The organism is Roseateles chitinivorans (genome assembly GCF_002761755.1).
Taxonomy (GTDB): Bacteria; Pseudomonadota; Gammaproteobacteria; order Burkholderiales; family Burkholderiaceae_C; genus Roseateles; species Roseateles chitinivorans.
This window is the reverse complement of the sequence record NZ_PEOG01000033.1, coordinates 18,787-36,989: the sequence shown is the minus strand read 5'-3', so window position 1 is coordinate 36,989 and position 18,203 is coordinate 18,787. Positions and strand designations below refer to the sequence as shown.

General features: G+C 71.0%; 15 protein-coding genes. 9 read left to right on the top strand and 6 right to left on the bottom strand.

Translation table 11 applies throughout. The features are described 5' to 3' along the window. Positions 1–140: 140 nt before the first annotated feature. Positions 141–1,082 carry a hypothetical protein gene (locus CS062_RS13570; RefSeq protein ID WP_099862157.1) on the bottom strand — a complete coding sequence of 314 codons (942 nt, stop codon included), beginning with the start codon at positions 1,080–1,082 and terminating at the stop codon, positions 141–143. A gap of 233 nt (positions 1,083–1,315) precedes the next feature. Here CS062_RS13570 and CS062_RS13565 point away from each other — a divergent pair, with 233 nt between their 5' ends. Both CS062_RS13565 and CS062_RS13560 read left to right on the top strand, forming a co-directional pair. Then, on the top strand, positions 1,316–2,176 hold the full coding sequence (locus tag CS062_RS13565; protein ID WP_099862156.1) for a DMT family transporter: 861 nt from the start codon (positions 1,316–1,318) through the stop codon (positions 2,174–2,176). A gap of 58 nt (positions 2,177–2,234) precedes the next feature. Continuing rightward, positions 2,235–2,732 (top strand): glutathione peroxidase, encoded by a 498-nt coding sequence (locus CS062_RS13560; protein ID WP_099862155.1) that lies wholly within the window; start codon positions 2,235–2,237, stop codon positions 2,730–2,732. A gap of 31 nt (positions 2,733–2,763) precedes the next feature. Here CS062_RS13560 and CS062_RS13555 read toward each other — a convergent pair whose 3' ends face one another. Then, positions 2,764–3,429: a Crp/Fnr family transcriptional regulator gene (locus CS062_RS13555; RefSeq protein WP_099862154.1), complete on the bottom strand. Its 666-nt coding sequence runs from the start codon at positions 3,427–3,429 to the stop codon at positions 2,764–2,766. 95 nt (positions 3,430–3,524) lie between these two features. Here CS062_RS13555 and CS062_RS13550 point away from each other — a divergent pair, with 95 nt between their 5' ends. Continuing rightward, positions 3,525–4,643, top strand: coding sequence for a DUF2332 domain-containing protein (locus CS062_RS13550; RefSeq protein WP_158238785.1), 1,119 nt, complete (start codon positions 3,525–3,527; stop codon positions 4,641–4,643). A gap of 123 nt (positions 4,644–4,766) precedes the next feature. Here the strand turns inward: CS062_RS13550 and CS062_RS13545 are convergent, their stop codons facing one another. Next, a complete protein-coding gene (locus tag CS062_RS13545; protein ID WP_233218050.1) occupies positions 4,767–5,081 on the bottom strand; it encodes a putative quinol monooxygenase in 315 nt (104 codons plus the stop codon). A 170-nt stretch (positions 5,082–5,251) separates the two neighbouring features. On the opposite strand from CS062_RS13545, the gene CS062_RS13540 reads away from it, so the two are divergent. Next, positions 5,252–6,574, top strand: a complete 1,323-nt coding sequence (locus CS062_RS13540; RefSeq protein ID WP_233218049.1) for a glutamate carboxypeptidase — start codon at positions 5,252–5,254, stop codon at positions 6,572–6,574. Between the two features lie 108 nt (positions 6,575–6,682). Here the strand turns inward: CS062_RS13540 and CS062_RS13535 are convergent, their stop codons facing one another. Continuing rightward, a complete protein-coding gene (locus tag CS062_RS13535) occupies positions 6,683–7,084 on the bottom strand; it encodes a PaaI family thioesterase (RefSeq protein ID WP_099862151.1) in 402 nt (133 codons plus the stop codon). A 141-nt stretch (positions 7,085–7,225) separates the two neighbouring features. Between CS062_RS13535 and CS062_RS13530 the strand changes: the two genes are divergently transcribed. The 4 genes from CS062_RS13530 (at position 7,226) to CS062_RS26205 (ending at position 12,280) form a co-directional block, all read left to right on the top strand. Further along, positions 7,226–8,419, top strand: a complete 1,194-nt coding sequence (locus CS062_RS13530; RefSeq protein ID WP_099862150.1) for an amino acid aminotransferase — start codon at positions 7,226–7,228, stop codon at positions 8,417–8,419. Between the two features lie 184 nt (positions 8,420–8,603). Further along, a complete protein-coding gene (locus CS062_RS13525) occupies positions 8,604–9,908 on the top strand; it encodes a D-amino acid dehydrogenase (protein ID WP_368372855.1) in 1,305 nt (434 codons plus the stop codon). Between the two features lie 9 nt (positions 9,909–9,917). Beyond that, positions 9,918–11,249, top strand: a complete 1,332-nt coding sequence (locus tag CS062_RS26210) for a serine hydrolase (protein WP_158238784.1) — start codon at positions 9,918–9,920, stop codon at positions 11,247–11,249. A gap of 122 nt (positions 11,250–11,371) precedes the next feature. Further along, positions 11,372–12,280, top strand: a complete 909-nt coding sequence (locus CS062_RS26205) for a S66 peptidase family protein (RefSeq protein WP_099862147.1) — start codon at positions 11,372–11,374, stop codon at positions 12,278–12,280. 130 nt (positions 12,281–12,410) lie between these two features. Here CS062_RS26205 and CS062_RS13510 read toward each other — a convergent pair whose 3' ends face one another. Then, positions 12,411–15,320, bottom strand: a complete 2,910-nt coding sequence (locus CS062_RS13510; RefSeq protein ID WP_233218047.1) for a TonB-dependent receptor domain-containing protein — start codon at positions 15,318–15,320, stop codon at positions 12,411–12,413. Positions 15,321–15,545: 225 nt separating this feature from the next. Between CS062_RS13510 and dacB the strand changes: the two genes are divergently transcribed. Further along, on the top strand, positions 15,546–16,979 hold the full coding sequence (gene dacB / locus CS062_RS13505; protein ID WP_158238783.1) for a D-alanyl-D-alanine carboxypeptidase/D-alanyl-D-alanine endopeptidase: 1,434 nt from the start codon (positions 15,546–15,548) through the stop codon (positions 16,977–16,979). Between the two features lie 55 nt (positions 16,980–17,034). On the opposite strand, the gene CS062_RS13500 is transcribed toward dacB, so the two are convergent. Continuing rightward, positions 17,035–18,108: a S66 peptidase family protein gene (locus CS062_RS13500; RefSeq protein WP_099862144.1), complete on the bottom strand. Its 1,074-nt coding sequence runs from the start codon at positions 18,106–18,108 to the stop codon at positions 17,035–17,037. Positions 18,109–18,203: the final 95 nt, after the last annotated feature.

Sequence of the window (18,203 nt, the reverse complement as noted above, 5' to 3'; positions counted from 1 at the left end):
GAGCGGCTCTGGAAATCTTCTTACTGCCGCCGCCCCTGGCCTCACCCCCCCGCTCTCCCGCAAGCGGGCGAGGGGGAAGAAGGCATCGAACGGGGGCGCCCTCCCGCTTGCCGGAGAGGGCGGAGGCGAGGGCCGTGGCCTCAGCGCCGCGCGCGGCCGCGGCCGCTGGGCGGCGTCTCGACGACCAGGCCGCCGGTGGTCAGCACCTGCTCGATGTGCTCGGACCAGGCGCGGCCGATCTTCAGGCAGCCGCTGTGGTTGAGGTGGATCTCGTTGTGCCAGTCGCCGCTGATGCCGCTGGCGCCAGGCGCGGCCGCGGCCAGCGGCACGGCGGTCGAATCGAACACGAACAGTCCCGGGAACTGCTCCTTGTCCGCCATCAGCGTCTTCAGCAGCTGCGCCAGGTGCATCACCATCAGGCGGCTGACGGCCGCCCAGTCGGCGGCCGGGATCGCATAGGCCTTCAGCGCCGGATAGAGCCACGGTCCGTGGCCCGCGTCTTCAGCGCCGGCCGGCCGTGGCATCGGCACCGCGTAGCAATGCATGAAGACCGGCTTGCCGGCGGACGGCCCCTGGTCGCGCAGCGTCAGCAGATGACGGAGGTTGGCCTTCAGGTAGTCCGCGTAGGTCGCCCAGCCCGGCTCCGAGAAGTAGCGGCCGACGCCCGCGGACGGCGGCCCCCATTCGGTCTGGCGGCGCAGCAGGCGCAGGTGCAGCGGCACCTCGGCGCCGTCGATCTGGGTGGGGGTCTGCGCGGCCTTGATCAGGTCGTTGCCGCCGACGGACAGCAGGATGCCGTCCCAGACCGGCGCGTCCGGCGCCGTCAGCAGGCGCACGAAGTCGGGGGCGGATTGCAGCTCGACCACCTTGGACAGGCTTTCGCGCTGGCCGGCGCAATTGATCGCGACGGCGGGTTTGGTCAGCACCAGTTCCTGGAGCAGGTTCGCATGCGCGCTGAGCTTGGCCTGGGCGGTGGAGAACCAGGAGTCCCCTTGGGCCAGCAGGCGCCAGTGGTAGCCCTGCAGGTCGGGCCCGGCGGTGGACTGCAGATCCTCGGGGGCGAAACAGGCCAGGTGATCCAAGAGAAGCTCTCCCTAGTTTGGTGGACGGGTCACACGCGACAGGGTAGGCCGCGTGCATGACAGGCGCACGGCGCCCCGATTGGAGGGCAGGGTCAGTCCTTGCGCCATGCTACAAACCCTGGGCATTGTTGGCCGCGCCGCGAGCCGGTTCCAAGTCCCGCCGCCGGGACTGTTGCGCAAGCCCCACCCCTGTCCCTTCCCTCTGTCCCCTGGGCTCCCCGCCCCGTTCCTGCATGCCGATCCTCGCCCTGATGCTCAACGCCACCATCTGGGGGCTGTCCTGGTGGCCGTTCCGCCAATTCGAGGGAGCGGGCATGCACCCGCTGTGGACCACGGTGATCATGTACGCGCTGTCCTGGGCCGTCGTGCTGCTGAGCCAGCGCGGGGCGGTGTCCGAGTGGCTGCGCTCCCCCGGCCTGTGGGTGGTGACGCTGGCGGCCGGGATGACCAACACCGCCTTCAACTGGGGCGTGTCGACCGGCGACGTGGTGCGGGTCGTGCTGCTCTTCTACCTGATGCCGCTGTGGGCGGTGCTGCTGGCGCGGGTGGTCCTGCATGAGCCGCTGACGGCGATGGCCGGTCTGCGGATCGCCCTGGCGCTGGGCGGGGCGCTGGCCGTGCTGGCGCCCGCGGACGGCGGCTGGCCGGTGCCGTCGAGCCTGGCGGATGTGCTGGGGCTGGTCGGCGGCATGACCTTCGCGTTCAACAACGTGATGCTGCGGCGCGAGGCCGCCCGCAGCCCGGGGGCACGGGCGCTGGCGATGTTCACCGGCGGCGTGCTGGTGGCGGGACTGTCGGCCATCGCCATGGCCGGCCACGGCCTGGCGCCCTGGCCTTCGCTGCCCGGCGCCGTCTGGCTGCTGCCGCTGGCGGGCATGGCGCTGCTGTTCTTCGTGTCCAACCTGTCGCTGCAGTACGGCGCGGCGCGGCTGCCCGCGAACGTCACGGCGGTCGTCATGCTGACCGAGGTGCCGGTGGCGGCGATCTCGGCGCTGCTGCTGGGCGGCGGCACGCTGGACGGCAAGACGGCGCTGGGCGGCGCGGCGATCCTGGGGGCGGCGATGCTGGCTGCCCTGGAGCGCCACCGCGCCTGATCCCTGACGCCGCGCTAGGATGCACCCCGGCCCACCCGGCCCAACGAGGAGGTCCCCCATGAGCGCCAATGGCAAGACTGCCTTCGACTTCGACGCCGTCAGCATCGCTGGCGAGCCGGTCGCGTTATCGCAGTACCGCGGCCGCGTGCTGCTGATCGTCAACACCGCCAGCGAGTGCGGCTTCACGCCGCAGTTCAAGGGCCTCGAGGACCTGTGGCGCGACTACCAGGCCCGCGGGCTGGTGATCGTCGGGTTCCCGAGCAACGAGTTCGGCGGCCAGGACCCCGGCAGCAACGAGGAGATCGCCTCGTTCTGCCAACTGAACTACGGCGTGAGCTTCCCGATGATGGCCAAGGTCAAGGTCAACGGCGGGGACGCGCATCCGCTGTGGCAATGGCTCAAGGGCGAGAAGCCCGGGATCCTGGGCACGCAGGGCATCAAGTGGAACTTCACCAAGTTCCTCGTCGGGCGCGACGGCCAGGTGCTCAAGCGCTTCGCGCCGAACGACGCGCCGGCGGCGATCCGCGGCGAGATCGAGGCGGCACTGGCCGACTGATCGGCCGTCCCTGTCCGCTCGCGGTGGCGGGTCAGACCCGGAGGGCGATCCGGCCGTAGCGCAGGCGCAGACCGCCCTCGGCCTGTCCAGCGCGTAGCAGCTGGTTGACCGTCTGGCGCGACAGGTGGGCCAACCGCGCCAGCTCCGCCTGCGTCGCCTTCAATTCGCGCCATCCTTCGGCGTCCGGTGGACCGGCGCGCTCGGTGGCGAGCTGCCGCAGCGCCACCGCGAAACGCTCCGGCGCGCTCAGGTGCCGGGCGGCTTCCAGCAGACGCAGGTTCCCCTCGAAACGCTCGGCGAATTCCCGCATCAGCGCCCGGGCGAAGCCGGGCCAGTCGTCCATCAGCACCCGGTAGGCCGGCGCGCCGATGACCCACACGCGACTGTCGGCGACCGCCGCCGCCTCGTAGCGCGACGGCTTGCCGGTGACGAAGGCCGCCAGGCCGAACAGCCGGGGCGCACGCACATGCTCCAGCACCGACATCCGGCCGTCGAGCGCGGCGAAACGCGCTTCGATCTCGCCAGCCTCGACCATGTAGCACGCGTTCGGCGCCTGGCCCTGGGCGAACAGCACCTGACCGGCAGCGAGGCGGCGGCAGGGCAGCAGGGCGTCGAGCCGCGAGGCCAGGGCGACTGGCGGCGTCAGGCCCGGGAAGTTGGCGCACAGGGCCTGAACGGCGGTGGTGTCAGCGGTCATCGGGCGGTGAGGGCCGGCGGGCCGCGAGTCGGAGACCGCGGATTTGTCGGATGGCCGACATTCTGGCCGCTCACGACGACCTAGAGTCACCGGTCATGGAAGACGCACTCGGGCGCATCGCCCACCACTTCACCCGCTTCGCCGAGGTCGACGGCCAGGACGACCCGCTCTACTGCGCGCTCGCGGCCACGATCGCCGAGGACCGCGCGCTGATGGCGCTGCTGCTGGAAGCGCCGGCGACGCAGCGCAAGCCGGTGCTGTTCTTCGCGGCGCTGCACGACCGGGTCCTGGCCGGCTCAACGGAGGGCGGCTCGCATCCGCTGGCCGCCTATTACGCGAGCGTCGGCGGGACGCGGGCGCCGGACGCCGAATTGCCTGGCGCGCTGCGCGACTTCGTGCGGCGCGAGGAGTCGACGCTGCGCGCGCTGATCCGCGAGCGCACGACCCAGACCAACGAGACCGGCCGCTGTGCGGTGCTGCGTCCCGCGCTGCAGGCGCTGGCGACACGGCTGGGCGGCACGGAGCAAGCACCGGTCGAGCTGGCGCTGTTCGACTTCGGCTGCAGCGCCGGCCTGAACCTGGGCGTCGACCGCTATGCCTATGACGATGGCGTCGCGTTCACGCCGGGGCTGGACGACGCAGCACCGCTGATTTCCACGGTGTGGCGAGGGGAGCGGCCGTCGGCGCTGCTCGGCGCACCGCGTTGGCAGGCGGCGCAGCGGATGGGCGTGGACCTGCAGCCGATCGATCCGGCGGACGAAGGCGCCGCGCGCTGGCTGCGCGCCTGCCTGTGGCCCGGCGATGGCGCACGGCGCGAACGGCTGGACCGGGCGCTCGGCGATGCGCGACGCCATCCGGTGCCGCTGCGGCGCACCGAGGACGGCCTGGGCGAGCTCGAGCGCTGGATGGACACGCTGCCGGCGGGCGTCACGCCGGTGATCGTCAATGTCTGGGTGCTGTTCTATTTCGATCCGCCGGCGCTGCGCGCCTACACCGAGCGCATCCGGCAGCTGGTCCGCGAGCGCGGGCTGGCCTGGATCAGCGGGGAGCTCGCCAAGCGCTCACCGCTGGCCTCGCCACCGAGCGCTCCGCCGGGTGAGCCCGCCGATACCGGCACGCTGTGGACGCTGCAATGGCGCCAGGGCGACGAGGTGCGGACCGAGGCGCTGGCGTGGTCTCACGCGCACGGTCGGTGGATCGAGTGGCTGGCCTGACACCCTCGCCCGCGCAGCGGGGGAGGGTGGGGGTGAGGGCTCGTCGAAGGGCACTGTGCGCCACCACGAGCCCTCGCCCCAACCCCTCTCCGCTTCGCGGGCGAGGGGCTATCGAGGGCGCTTTCAGGCCACCGCGGTCAGCTTGACCAGGCGCAGCGGCGCGCCCAGCAGCTCATGGGCGCGGGCCTCGAACGCACGGAAGTGCGGGGTCGCCCGGTGCGCTTCGAGGGCCGCCTCGTCGTCGAAGGCCTCGTGCATCTGGAAGGTGCCGGGCTCATCGGCCAGTTCGAAGAGGCGGTAGTCGCGGCAGCCCGGCTCCTGGCGCGTCGGCGCGACCAGCCCGGCGAGGGCCGCGCGCAGGTCGTCGCGGCGGCCGGGCGGGGCGATCAGCACCGCGATCATCGTCAGCGGGCGAGGGGAAGGGGTGGAGGCATTCATCGGACAGTCCTTGGATCGGCACGGGAAGGTCCGGATGCTAGGCAGTGCGCTGTCGTGAGGACAGCCACTCGCACACGAAACACTTTCAACCCGGACGGCGAACCGGTCTGCCGATAGGATCGGCGCTTCCTTCGCTCCCGAGGGGGGCGACGACGACAAGTACACCACCCATGGAGACCTCGACGATGCTGGCTTCCTTCCCCGTCTGGCGCCGCGCGGCGCTCGCCCTGGCCGCGACGGCCGCCTTCGGCGTCCAGGCGCAGACCGTGCCCGAGCTGCAGGCCTTGGCCGCCAAGGAGCAGCCCCAGTTGATGAAGACGCTGCAGCAGCTGGTCGAGATCGAGTCCGGCAGCTCCGACCGCCAGGGCCTGGACCGCATCGCCGGCCTGATCGCCCAGCGGCTGCGCGAACTCGGCGGGCAGGTGCAGCTGATCGATCCGGACACGACCATCGCGTCGCCGACCTCCGATGCCGGCGACGGCCCGGCCAAGGTCGGCCAGATCGTGCGTGCGTCGTTCAAGGGCGGCAGCGCCAACGGCAAGCGGGTGATGCTGATCGCGCACATGGACACCGTCTACCAGCGCGGCGGCTTGAAGCAGCAGCCCTTCCGGATCGACGGCAACCACGCCTACGGCCTGGGCATCGCCGACGACAAGCAGGGCGTCGCGACCATCCTCCATGTGCTGGCGATGCTCAAGGCGGTCGGCTTCAAGGACTACGCCGAGATCACCGTGCTCATCAACGGCGACGAGGAGATCGGCTCGCCGGGATCGAACGCGCTGATCACCCGGCTGGGCGGCGAGCATGATGCGGTGCTGTCCTTCGAGGGCGGCGGCGGGCCGACGACGCCGGACACGGTGCGGCTGGCCACCAGCGGCATCGCATCGGTGGACCTGAAGGTCAAGGGCCGCTCCTCGCATGCGGGCGCGGCACCGGAGAAGGGCGTCAACGCGCTGTACGAGATGGCCCACCAGATCATGCAGACCCGCGACCTGTCCGATCCGAAGAACGGGAAGCACCTGAACTGGACGATGGCCAAGGCCGGCTCGGTCCGCAACGCGATCCCCGACCGTGCCGAGGCCAATGGCGACGCGCGGGCGGACCGCGTCGCCGATTTCGACGGCATGGAGGCGGAGCTGCGCAAGCGCATCCAGAACAAGTTGCTGCCGGAGTCCGAGGTCACGCTGAGCTTCGACCGCCGCCGGCCGCCGCTGCAGGCGACCGAGGCTTCGCGCGCCTTGGCGGCCAAGGCCAAGGCGCTGGCCGATGAGCAGAAGCTGGAGCTGGTCGTGCGTGACCGCCCGACCGGCGGCGGCACCGACGCCGCCTACGCCGCGCTGGCCACGAAGGCGCCGGTGATCGAGGGCCTGGGCGTGCGCGGCTACGGCGCGCACAGCAGCGACAGCGAGTTTGTCGTCATCGACGCGATCGCGCCCAAGCTGGTGCTCGTCACGCGGCTGCTGATGGCGATCGGAAGCGGCAAGGCGCCCTGAAGCGACCGGCTCGGTGACTCAGGGACGGCATGGCGTGGGGTTTCGGCGCTTGCCGCCGGGGCCCCATGCCATGGCGGCCCAGCGCGCCCACGATGGCAGGCCGCGCCCTCAGGCCTTCGGATACAGGACCATCTGCGTGCAGCGGAACAGCGCGATCGTCTTGCCGTCGTGGGTGACGGTCGCATCCCAGACCTGCGTCGTGCGGCCCATGTGGACGGCCACGGCGGTGCATTCGATGACGCCGTCGCGGGCGGTGCCCAGGTGGTTGGACTTGAGCTCCACGGTGGTGAAGTTGCTCGCGCCCTCCGGCAGCGAAGCGATGCAGCCATAGCCGCAGCAGGTGTCGGCCAGCGTGACGACGCTGCCGGCGTGCAGGTAGCCGTTGGGGGCCATGACCTGCTGGCGCACCGGCAGCCGAGCCTGGACGCGGCCCTTCTCGACCTCGAGGATCTCGATGCCCAGGCGGCCCGGCAGGCAGGCGGCGCCACGCGTGTTGAAGTCGGTGATCATGTGATTCTCTGGGGCAGGTGATGCGAAGCCGGCATTGTCGTCGGGGCTGTACCGGTGCTCCGGCCGCGGGGCTGTTGCGGTCCCGGCCGGTCGGGCTGGGGATAATGGCCGCCGCCGTTTGTCCAACCTGGAGTTCCCAGCATGTTCCAGCACGTCGACGCCTACGCGGGCGATCCCATCCTCAGCCTGAACGAGGCCTTCCAGAAGGACCCGCGCACGCAGAAGATCAACCTGTCCATCGGCATCTACTTCGACGACGACGGCCGCATCCCGATGCTCGACTCGGTGCGCCGGGCCGAGCTGGCCGTGGTGGAGCAGGCCGGCGCCCGGCCCTACCTGCCGATGGAAGGCGCCGCCAACTTCCGCACCGAGGTGCAGAAGCTGCTGTTCGGCGCCGACAGCGAGCCGCTCAGGAGCAACCGGGTGGCGACGATCCAGGGCGTGGGCTCGTCGGGCGGGCTGAAGGTCGGCGCGGATTTCATCAAGCGCTACTTCCCCGACAGCGCCCTCTACCTGAGCGACCCGACCTGGGACAACCACCGCGCCGTCTTCGAGGGCTCCGGGCTGGAGTGCCGCAGCTACCCGTACTACGACGCCAGGACCGGCGGCCTGCGCTTCGACGCGATGCTGCAGGCGCTGTCGGAGGCGCCGGCGCGCAGCATCGTGCTGCTGCACGCGTGCTGCCACAACCCGACCGGCGTGGACCTGTCGCAGTCGCAATGGGACGCGCTGATCCCGGTGCTGAAGGAGCGCGAGCTGATCGCCTTCCTGGACCTGGCCTACCAGGGCTACGGCGACGGACTGGAGCAGGACACCTTCGCGATCCGCGCGCTGGCGGCCGAGGGCCTGAGCTTCTTCGTCGCCAACAGCTTCTCCAAGAACATGAGCCTCTACGGCGAGCGCTGCGGCGCGCTGTCGGTGGTGTGTCCCGACGCGGCGCAGGCGGCCAACGTGCTGGGCCAGCTGAAGTTCACCATCCGCCGCAACTACTCCAATCCGCCGATGCATGGCGGCCAAGTCGTCGCCAAGGTGCTGGGCGATCCGGCGCTGCGCGCGCTGTGGGAGGGCGAGGTCGAGGAAATGCGCGAGCGGATCCTGGCGATGCGCAATGCGCTGTTCGAGGTCATCACGGCCAAGATCCCCGGCCGCAACTTCGATTACTTCCTGACGCAGCGCGGCATGTTCAGCTACACCGGCCTGACGCCGGAGCAGGTGGACCGCCTGCGCGAGGAATTCGGCGTCTACATCCTGCGCTCGGGCCGGATGTGCATCGCGGGCCTGAACACCCGCAACGTCGAAGCCACCGCGAATGCGATGGCCGCCGTGCTGGCCTGACCGGCCTCCCTGTCTCCTCCCTTCGCCGCATTCCCCTCTCCTGTCAGACCGCCCCGCCGCGGCCTCATTCCTCTCCCTCCGGGGAGAGGGAGGGTGAGGGGGCCCGCCGCAGCGCGGACACCTCGCTGGCACCGCATTTGCGCGCATTCAACAGGGTTATGGGTAGCGGCGCCGCTTTCATTGGCTGAGGGCGTACCGAATCCGTACCCTCCCGGACCATTCAAGAATGAATTCGTCCGGGATGAAGCAACTCGTGGTGATCGGTGGAGGCGTCGTCGGCGTCACCACCGCCTGGGCCCTGGCGGAGGCGGGGCACCGGGTGACGCTCGTGGAGCGCGAGGCCGCGCTCGCGACCGGCGCCAGCCGGGCGAACGGCGGGCAGCTCAGCTATCGCTACGTGTCGCCGCTGGCCGATGCGGGCGTGCCGCTGAAGGCGCTGCGCTGGCTGCTGGATCCGGATGGCCCGCTGCGGTTCAAGCCCGATGGCACGGCGGCGCAATGGCGCTGGCTGGCCGCCTTCCTCGCCCATTGCCGGGGACCGATCAACCAGCGCACCACCGAGCGCCTGCTCGAACTGGGCGCCTTCAGCCAGCAATGCTTCGGTGAACTGCAACGCCAGGCGGCGCTCGACGCCATCGAGCTGCGCACGCCCGGCAAGCTGGTCGTCTATCGCAAGGCCCAGGAATTCGCACGCGTGGCGGCGCGCACGCAGGGCGGTCCGGAACGCGCGCTGACCCGCGAGGAATGCCTCGCCATCGAACCCGCGCTCGGGGATGGCAGTGCCGACTGGCTCGCGGGCGGCATCTTCACCTCGGGCGAGGCGGTGGCCGATTGCCATGCGCTCAGCGTCCAGCTGGGCGAGCGCCTGGCGCGGCATCCGAATTTCCAGGGCCGGCTGCAGGCGCACGCGACCGGCTTCGTCGTCGAGGGCGAGCGGGTCGTCGCGCTGCGCACCGATCAGGGCGAACTGCCGGCCGGCGGGGTCGTGCTGGCGGCCGGGCTGCAGAGCGCGGCGCTGGCGGAACTTGTCGGCCTGCGCCTGCCGCTGTATCCGCTCAAGGGCTACAGCCTGTCCGCGCCGATCAACGGCGTGCATCGCCCGCCGACGGTCAGCGTGACCGACTTCGAGCGCAAGACGCTCTACGCCCGCATCGGCCATCAGCTGCGCGTGGCGGCGATGGTCGACCTGGTCGGCGAGGACACCCGCATCGATCCCAAGCGCCTGGCGGCGTTGCAGCGCAATGTGCGCGAGACCTTCCCGAAGGCGGCCGACTACGACCGCGCAGTGCCCTGGGCCGGCCTGCGTCCGGCCACCCCGTCCGGCGCGCCGATGCTCGGCGAGACCCCGCTGCGCGGGCTGTGGCTGAATGTCGGCCATGGCGCCCTGGGCTTCACCTTTTCCTTCGGCTCGGCCCGCATCGTGGCCGACCTGGTGTCCGGCAAGCCCAGCCCGATCGCGCTGGACGGCCTGCAGCTGCGCGCTGCCTGAGGGCTCGCGGTGACGGACGGACGCACCGCGCCATCGCCCACCGCGTCGTCGCCCGCCGCGCTGGCGGACGGTCGCGCGCCGCTTCGTCCAGGCGGCCGTGCCGAACGGCCGTTGACCCACGCCGCGCTGGCCGAGGCCTTGCGCGAGGCGGTGCTGGCGCAGGACTTCGGCGCGACGCCGGACCCGCAGGACCAGGGGCGGCCGATCCGGCACTTCCCCAGCATCGACCTGGCCGTCGTGGCCTTTCCCGATCGGCGTCCGCCGGTGTGGGCGAACGTCGCGTTCTCGCGCGAGCATCCGCAGGGCCTGATCGCCGAGCTGCCGGCCGACGGTGGACCGGTCCGCAACCTGCGCTTCCTGGCCGACCAGCGGGATGCCGAAGGGCACTCCATCGCATGGCGTCCGGCCGCGGACTGGTCCGCGATGGACTGGGTGCCGCTCGCGGGGGAGGTGGGCGCGGGCGGCGGTCGCGTGGTGGCGCCTTATCCGGCGTCGCTGCTGAAGCTGATGCTGCTGGTCGGCGTCGGCCGGCTGGTCGACCAGGGGCGCGCCGGCTGGTGGCAGGCGCTGGCCTACGGCGGCCGGGAGCGCGCGGTGGCCGACTGGGCCTACGACATGGTCACCTGGAGCAGCAACGAGGCCACCTCGGCGCTGGTGACGCTGATGCATGCGGCCGGCGCGATCCGTCGCGACGGTGGGCGCGAGGTGCGCAACGAACTGCATGGGCTGTTCGGGTCGCTCGGGCTGACGACGCTGCGCTTCGCCAACACGACGGCCGAGGGCGGCTGGGGCAATGCATCGGGGTCTGGCGTCGGGCAGATCCAGATGACTGCCTGGGACACGGTGCGGCTGCTCTGGTGGCTGGACCCGGTGGCGCCGCGCGCGCCCTGGCTGGCCGCCGACGCGCCGAGGCTGTCGCCCGAGAGCCGCAACCAGGCGATGCATGCGCTGCAGGACCAGGCGCTGCATCAGGTGCTGTCGAGCGGCGCGCTGGCGGGTGTGCCGGGCTGGGTGCCCGGCCTGCCCGCGCGGCTGCCGGCACGCTGGCTGCAGCCGGACGGCGCGCTGCAGGCCGGCGAGGTGTCGCTGCCCGGCGACCTGCGCCGGCAGGCCGCGGGCGGCGAGGTCTGGTTCGCGCACAAGACCGGCAACACCGAGAACTACAGCGCCGATGCGGGCATCGTGCGCGGCATCCTGCCGCGACGCCGGCACTACCTGATCGCGCTGCTGTCCAACCTCGGATCGCGCTACGCTCCGCATCCGGCCTGCTCGACGATCTGGCGGCTCCCGGCGCTGGGCGCCGCGATCGACGCGCGACTGGCGGGCTGGCTGGAGGCCTGACGCTCGGCGACGCTCGACGACGCCCGGTGCCGCGCGTGTCGCCACCACCAGGGCCGCCGACGCGCGCAGCTTTCGCCGCTTTGCTGGCTTTCACCGCTTTCACCGCCGTTTGGCGTTATCCGATGGCTGACGACACCTTCCTGCTGCCCCCGTTGCCCGAGCGCGCCTGCCTCGGCGTGATCGCGCCCGCCGGCCCGCCGCGCGAGGGGACGCTCGAACTCGTGGTGCCGCTGATCGAGCGGCTCGGCTTTCGCGCAAAGGTCTTTCCGGGTTGCGCGGGGCCGGCCTTCCTCGGACACCTGGCGGCGGACGACGGCCGCCGGCTGGCCGACCTGCAGGACGCCCTGGCCGATCCGCAGGTGGACGCGGTGATCGGACTGCGTGGCGGCTATGGCTGCATGCGGCTGCTGGACCGCATCGATCGCGCGGCGCTGCGGCGCCACCCCAAGCCGCTGATCGGCTACAGCGACCTGACGGCGCTGCATGCGCTGCGCCAGCAACTCGGCATGGCCGGCTGGCATGCGCCGATGCCGGCCTCCGATTGGCACAAGGGCGAGGCGGCCTGGGCGGACGCGCAGGCGCTGGCCGACCGGCTGCGGGCCGGTCTGCGCGCTGGCGATGTGCTCGGGCCGGCCCTGGCGCCGCATGCGTTGAACCGCGGCGCCGCGCCGGTGCGCGGGGTGCTCTCGGGCGGGAACCTGGCGGTGCTGGTCGCGCTGCTCGGCACGCCGTTCATGCCCGACCTGCGGGGATCGATCCTGTTCCTGGAGGATGTCGCCGAGGACCCTTACAAGATCGACCGCCTGCTGTGCCAGCTGCGGCTGGGCGGCGCGCTCGAGGACCTGGCCGGCGTGCTGCTGGGCAGCTTCACCGATGCGGACGCGCCCGATGAGGTGCTAACCGACTACTTCGGCGATCTCGGAGTGCCGGTGCTGGCCGGCTGGCCCAGCGGGCATGCGACGCCGAATCTGCCGCTGCCGATCGGACTGGCGGTGACGATGGATCCCGTGGGGCGGACGCTCAGCGTGTAGACGGCCGATCGCGCCTGAACCCCCTCTGCCGCTTGTGGCGGAGAGGGCGGTCAGGGGAGCGACCGCGGCGCACGATCGAAAGCGCTTGACCCGGTTGCTCTCCCAGGTCGTGGGAGAGGGGCCAGGGGCATCAGAAGAACTTGTAGTCCAGGCCCAGCGTGAACGAGCGGCCACGCGGGTCGGCGACGCGCGGTTCCCACGAGCTGCCCGAGCCGGTGTTGCTGTCGTAGCTGTTCGCGAACGGCGGGTCCTGGTCGAGGATGTTCTTGATGCCGGCCGTGATCGTCAGGTTCTTGATGCCGGTATAGGCCACGCTCACGTGGTGCAGGTAGTACGGCTTGACCCACGGATCGAAGGCGGGCGCCGTCGCATTGCCGTTGGCGACGCCCGGCGGCACGTAGCCGTAGTAGCCGGTCGAGTACTGCTGGCGCAGCGACCAGGCCCAGTCGCCGTACGCGTAGGTGATGTAGGCGCTGTGCTTCCAGCGCAGGCCCAGCTCGCTCGAGCGCGTGAAGCGGCCGACCTCGCTCGGCCCGAAGGGCACGTTGTCCAGCAGCTTGGACTTCTTCTCCAGCAGGTAGGTCCCGTCCAGGCCGGCCGTCAGGCGTCCGCCGTTCAGGGGCGTGCTGCCGCGCATCGACAGCTCCAGCCCGCGCGTGCGCGTCTCGCCGGTGTTGATCCAGCGCGTGTCGACGATCTTCAGCGCGCCGCTGCCGTCACGCAGGAAGGCCTCGGGGAACAACTGGTAGTTGTTCAGGATCTGCGACAGCGTCAGGCTCTGGATCTGGCCGTCCCGCTTGATGTCCCACAGGTCGACGCTCATGTTGAAGGCCGGCGACGGCTGCCACACGAAGCCGATGTTGGACATCTTCGACTCCTCCGGCCGCAGGTCGGACTTGCCGCCGAAGAGGGTGTTGAAGGTGATCGCCTGGCAGCCCGGTGCGTTGCTCACCACATTGCCGGGGCAGGTCGCCGGATCCGGCACCCCGGCGCCGGTGTAGGGCGACTCGGTCACGCCGTTGAACAGCTGGTTGAAGGTGGGCACCCGGAAGCCGGTGCTGTACGACGCGCGGAACACCAGGCTCTCCAGCGGCTGGTAGCGGACCGAGGCCTTCGGGTTGGTCGTGCTGCCGAAGCCGGTGTACTTGTCGTAGCGCACCGACAGGTTCAGGTCGAGGTTCTTGACGACCGGGATGATGGTCTCGCCGAAGATCGCGCCCACCTTGCGCTTCACGCCGCTCAGCGCGTTGATGTTGTCGAACGGCGCGTTGTAGACCCAGGTGTTGATGTCGTTGGTGTTGACCGAGGTGTTGCCGTCGAAGCGGTACTTCTCGATGCGGTAGTCCACGCCCAGCGCCGCCATCACGTCGCCCGCCGGCAGCTTGAAGACCGGACCCGACACGGTGGCATCGAACTCGTCCGTCGTGTACTTGCCGCCGTACAGCCGGGTGCCGGCGGCCGAGATCGCATTGAGCGCCGCCAGCGCCGCCGGAGTCTGCGACTCGCCCGCCAGCAGGAAGGGATTCAGCACGCCGGTGTTGATCAGGTTGGCCAGGCCGACGTAGTTGTGATAACCGCTCTCCAGCGTCGACGTGCTCTTGCTGTAGGCGTGCGAGGCGCCGGCCTTGTAGTCCCAGTCCTTGAGGAAGGGCAGCGGGCCGTCCAGGCTGACGAGGTAGCGGCCGGTGTCGGTGTCGGTGCCGATCGCGCGCTCGCCGCATTCCATGCAGCGCCAGCGGAAGGTCATCGGCAGGCCCTGGTTGGCGGCCAGCGACGGGAACTGCGCCACCAGCGCGTCGAACACCCGCTGGTAGCCGGCACCGCTGGACGGATAGGCCAGGTCGGCGAACGGGTTGCGCGTGGTCGTGCCGTTGGGCAGGCCCAGCGTCGAGGTCGACGCGGCGCTGCTGATCTGGTTGGGAGAGAAGTACTTGGTCGACTCCGACTTGCCCAGCAGCACCTCGCCGGTCAGCATGTGCTCGCCCAGCTTGAGCTGGCCGCGGGTGACCAGGTTGGTGTTCCTGACCGGCTGCTGGATGACCGCGGCGCGTCCGGTGTCCCAGGCGCAGCCGAACTGGTTGGCCGGCGACGCCGAGGCGGAGTTCCACAGCTTCTCCGCATAGGGCCCCATGCCCGGCTGGGAGGCGCAACCGGCCTGGCCGGGCAGGTCGAGGATGTTGACGCTGTTGATCGCGGCGCCGTTGTACAGCGGGCCGGTGTTGGCGTTGGAGCCGGGGCGGCTCAGCACGTTGCGGATCGTCGTGCCGGTCGTCGTGGGCAGGAACAGCGTCGCGAACGGCGTGCCGCGCGTGTCCGGCGACAGGCCGCGTTCGGGCTGGAAGCTGTTGACGAAGTCGCGCTGCGAGCCATCCAGGCGCTTGTTGTCGGTCACCGACAGCACCGCCAGCAGGTTGAAGCCGTCCTTGTCGATGTTGCCGGCGCCGCCGGTCAGCGATGCGCGGTAGATGTTGCCGCCGCCGTGCTCGGTCACGTCGGTGAAGGCGCTGGCCTGCAGCCCCTGGTAGTCCTTGCGCAGGATGAAGTTGATGACGCCGCCCACGGCATCGGTGCCGTAGGTCGAGGAGGCGCCGTCCTTGAGCACCTCGACGCGCTCGATCGCGGCCATCGGGATCTGGTTCAGGTCGACGACGCCGCCATTGAGACCGTGAGCGGCGATGCGACGTCCGTTCAGCAGGATCAGCGTCGCGTTGGCGCCCTGCAGGCGCAGGTTGGCGGAGGTCGCGCCGTTGTTGCCGCGCGCCTGGCCCGACACCACGTCGGCATTGGAGGCCAGGTTGTCCAGGCCGTTGCCGTTGGCCGAGAGCGTGGCGATCAGCTGCTCGGCCGACACGATGCCCTGGCGGTCCAGGTCCTTGCGGGAGATCGTCTGCACCGGCAGCGCGCCTTCGTCCTGGATGCGCTTGATGCTCGAGCCGGTGATCTCCACCCGCTCGATCTTCTGGACGTCCTGCGACCAGGCGGCCGCATGGGCGCCAAGCCCCACCACCATGAGACAGCGGGCGAGTTGATTCAGTTTCACGACCTTCTCCTTGTTAACCGGACTCGGCGTCCTGGAACGCCGCCAACGACGGAGGCGCGACCGCTGGCGATCGACCTGTTGCGAGCTGTGAACGATCTTCAAGCACGAGACGATTTCGAGGTCTTAGGAACCTCACCCATTTGTTGCATCCGTCCCGATGAATGCTTGTCGCGCGCGTATAACCTGTGGGAATGCAAAGGGGCCGGGACTATACAGTCGCCCCTCATGCGATCGATCACCGCTCTCGCCCTCCTGGCCGCCGCGCTGGCCACGACCGGCTGCGCCACCTTCATCGACACGCCGCCCGCGCCGGTCCAGACCGCCTTGCGCGAAGCCGGCGTGCCGGCCACGTCGCTGGCGGTGGTGGCCTATCCGCTGGAGGCGCCCGGCACCGGCCTGCGGTTGAATGCGGACCGGCCGATGGCGCCGGCCTCGACGATGAAGACGATCACCGCGGTGGTCGCGCTGGACCGGTTGGGTCCCAACAGCCGTGGACAGACGCAGCTGCTGGCGGCGGGCGAGGTCCGCGACGGCCGCCTGGACGGGCCGCTGGTGCTCAAGGGCGGGGCCGACGCGGACCTGGACTGGCCCGCGCTGTGGGCGATGCTGCGGGAGGTGCGTGAGCGCCACGGCGTGCGCGACCTGGCGGGCGGCATCGTCGTCGATCGCGGCCTGTTCAACCCGGCGCGGCTGGACATCGACGCGCCGCGCTTCGACGAGCAGGCCGAATTTCCCTACAACGTCATTCCCGACGCGCTGCATCTCAACGGCAGCCTGCTGCAGTACGACCTTGCCGCCGATGACCGGGGGCTGAGCGTGCGTCCCTTCCCGCAGTTCGGCGGGCTGGCGATCGACACGAGCGCGGTGACGCTCAACGACAGGCCCTGCAAGGACTGGGACGACGGCTGGATGCCGTCCCGCTTCGAGCCCTTGCCGGGCGGCGGGGCGCGGCTGGTGCTGGCGGGCGAGTTCCCGCGCGGCTGCCAGGTCACCCAGTCGCTGAACGTCCTGGACCGGCAGTGGGAGACGGCGCAGGCCTTGCGGCAGCTGTGGGGCGCGCTCGGCGGGACCTTGTCGGGCGAGATCCGCGAAGGCGCGACGCCCGAGAGCGCCCGCGTGCTGGCCCAGCACCGCGATCGTCCGCTGGCGGAGCTGCTGCGACCGGTGATGAAAGCCTCGGACAACGCGCTGGCGCGCCTGCTGTTCCTGCGACTGGGCGCTGCCGCGGCGCAGCCGGGCGAGGACACGCGGCAGGCCGCCGCGCGCGTCGTGCGCGACTGGTTCGCGGCGCAGCAGATCGACACGACGGGCATGACGCTGGAGAACGGCTCGGGCCTCTCGCGCGCGGAACGGGCGACCGCCGCGCAGCTGGCGGCGATGCTGCGCGCTTCGGCGCGCGGACCGCACGGACCGGAGTTGCTGGCGACGCTGCCGGTGGCCGGTGTGGACGGCACGCTGGCCCGGCGCCTGAAGGGCACGGCGGCCGAGGGCCGGGCCCGCATGAAGACCGGCACGCTGCGCGACGTCGTGGCGCTGGCGGGCTACGTGCCCGACTCGACCGGCCGGACCTGGATCGTGGTGGCGATCGTCAACGACGATCAGGCGATGAAGGCGCGTCCGGCGATCGATGCGCTGGTCGACTGGGTCGCGCGCCGCTGACCGCGGCCCTCGTGCTCCCTCGCCCGCTTGCAGGAGAGGGCAGGGGTGAGGGTCTTCAGACCACCGCCGGCGACAGCAGCCGCACCGTCCCCGCGCGGGCGTCCATCTCGGCCGGCTGGCCGACCGGCACGGTGAACTTGCGCTTGATGTGGCCGATCATCGCGCCGCGGTACACCGGGATGTTGAGCGGCAGGAAGTAGTCGTCGAAGACCTCGTCCAGCGTCAGCGTGCCGTAGCTGCCGTCGCCGGGGCCGCAGTTGGTGAACTTGCCCAGCACCACGCCCGCCAGCTGGTCGAGGGCGCCGCACAGCCGCAGCGTCGACAGCATGCGGTCGACGCGGTAGATGTACTCGTTGATCTCCTCGAGGAAGAGGATCGCGCCCCGCGTGTCGGGGAAATACGGCGAGCCGGCCAGCGAGCTCAGCACCGCCAGGTTGCCGCCGACCAGGGGCCCGCGCGCCAGGCCGGGGCGCAAGGTGCTGATGCGGTCCTCCCGCTGGACGACGTGGGCGCCGCGCTCCCCCTGCGGGTTCTGCAGCAGGTCGGCCTGCGCATCCATCGCCACGGCGCGGAAGTGCTGGAGGGAAAACTCGTTCCACTCCGAGCCCGCGACCGGGCAATGGAAGGTGATCAGGCCCGTCTGCTTGTGGATCGCGTTGACCAGGCTGGTCAGGTCCGAGAAGCCGCCGAAGAACTTCGGCTTGCGGCGGATCAGCGCGTAGTTCAGCTTGTCGACGATGCGGTTGCAACCCGATCCACCGGTCAGCGCCAGGATCCCGGCCACCTCGTCGTCCGCGAAGGCCTCGTTGATGTCGGCCGCCCGCTGCACGTCGGTGCCGCCGAACTGGCCGTATCGGCCGCGCACATTGGCCCCGAGCTTGACCTTGAAGCCCAGCGCTTCGAGCGACTCGACGGCGATCTCCAGCGGCTCGCGCTCATAGGTCGCGTTGGCCGGGCTGACCAGCGCGAGGGTGTCGCCCGGGCGCAGGCGGCGTGCGCGCAGCAAGTCGGGCGCGGCATTCGGTCGCGCGGCGCGGGCAGGCGCGGCGGTCTGCGCGTGTGCCGGCGACAGCGCGCCGAGCGCCGTGGCGGCTGCGCCGGTGAGGAGCTGGCGGCGGGAGGTGGTCATCAGGTTCTCCGGAAGAAGCGGTCCGACGGCGTCGTGGCCGGGGCGCGCCGGGCGGTGCGGGTCAGGGACTCAGCCGTCTGTCGCTGGGGGCAAGC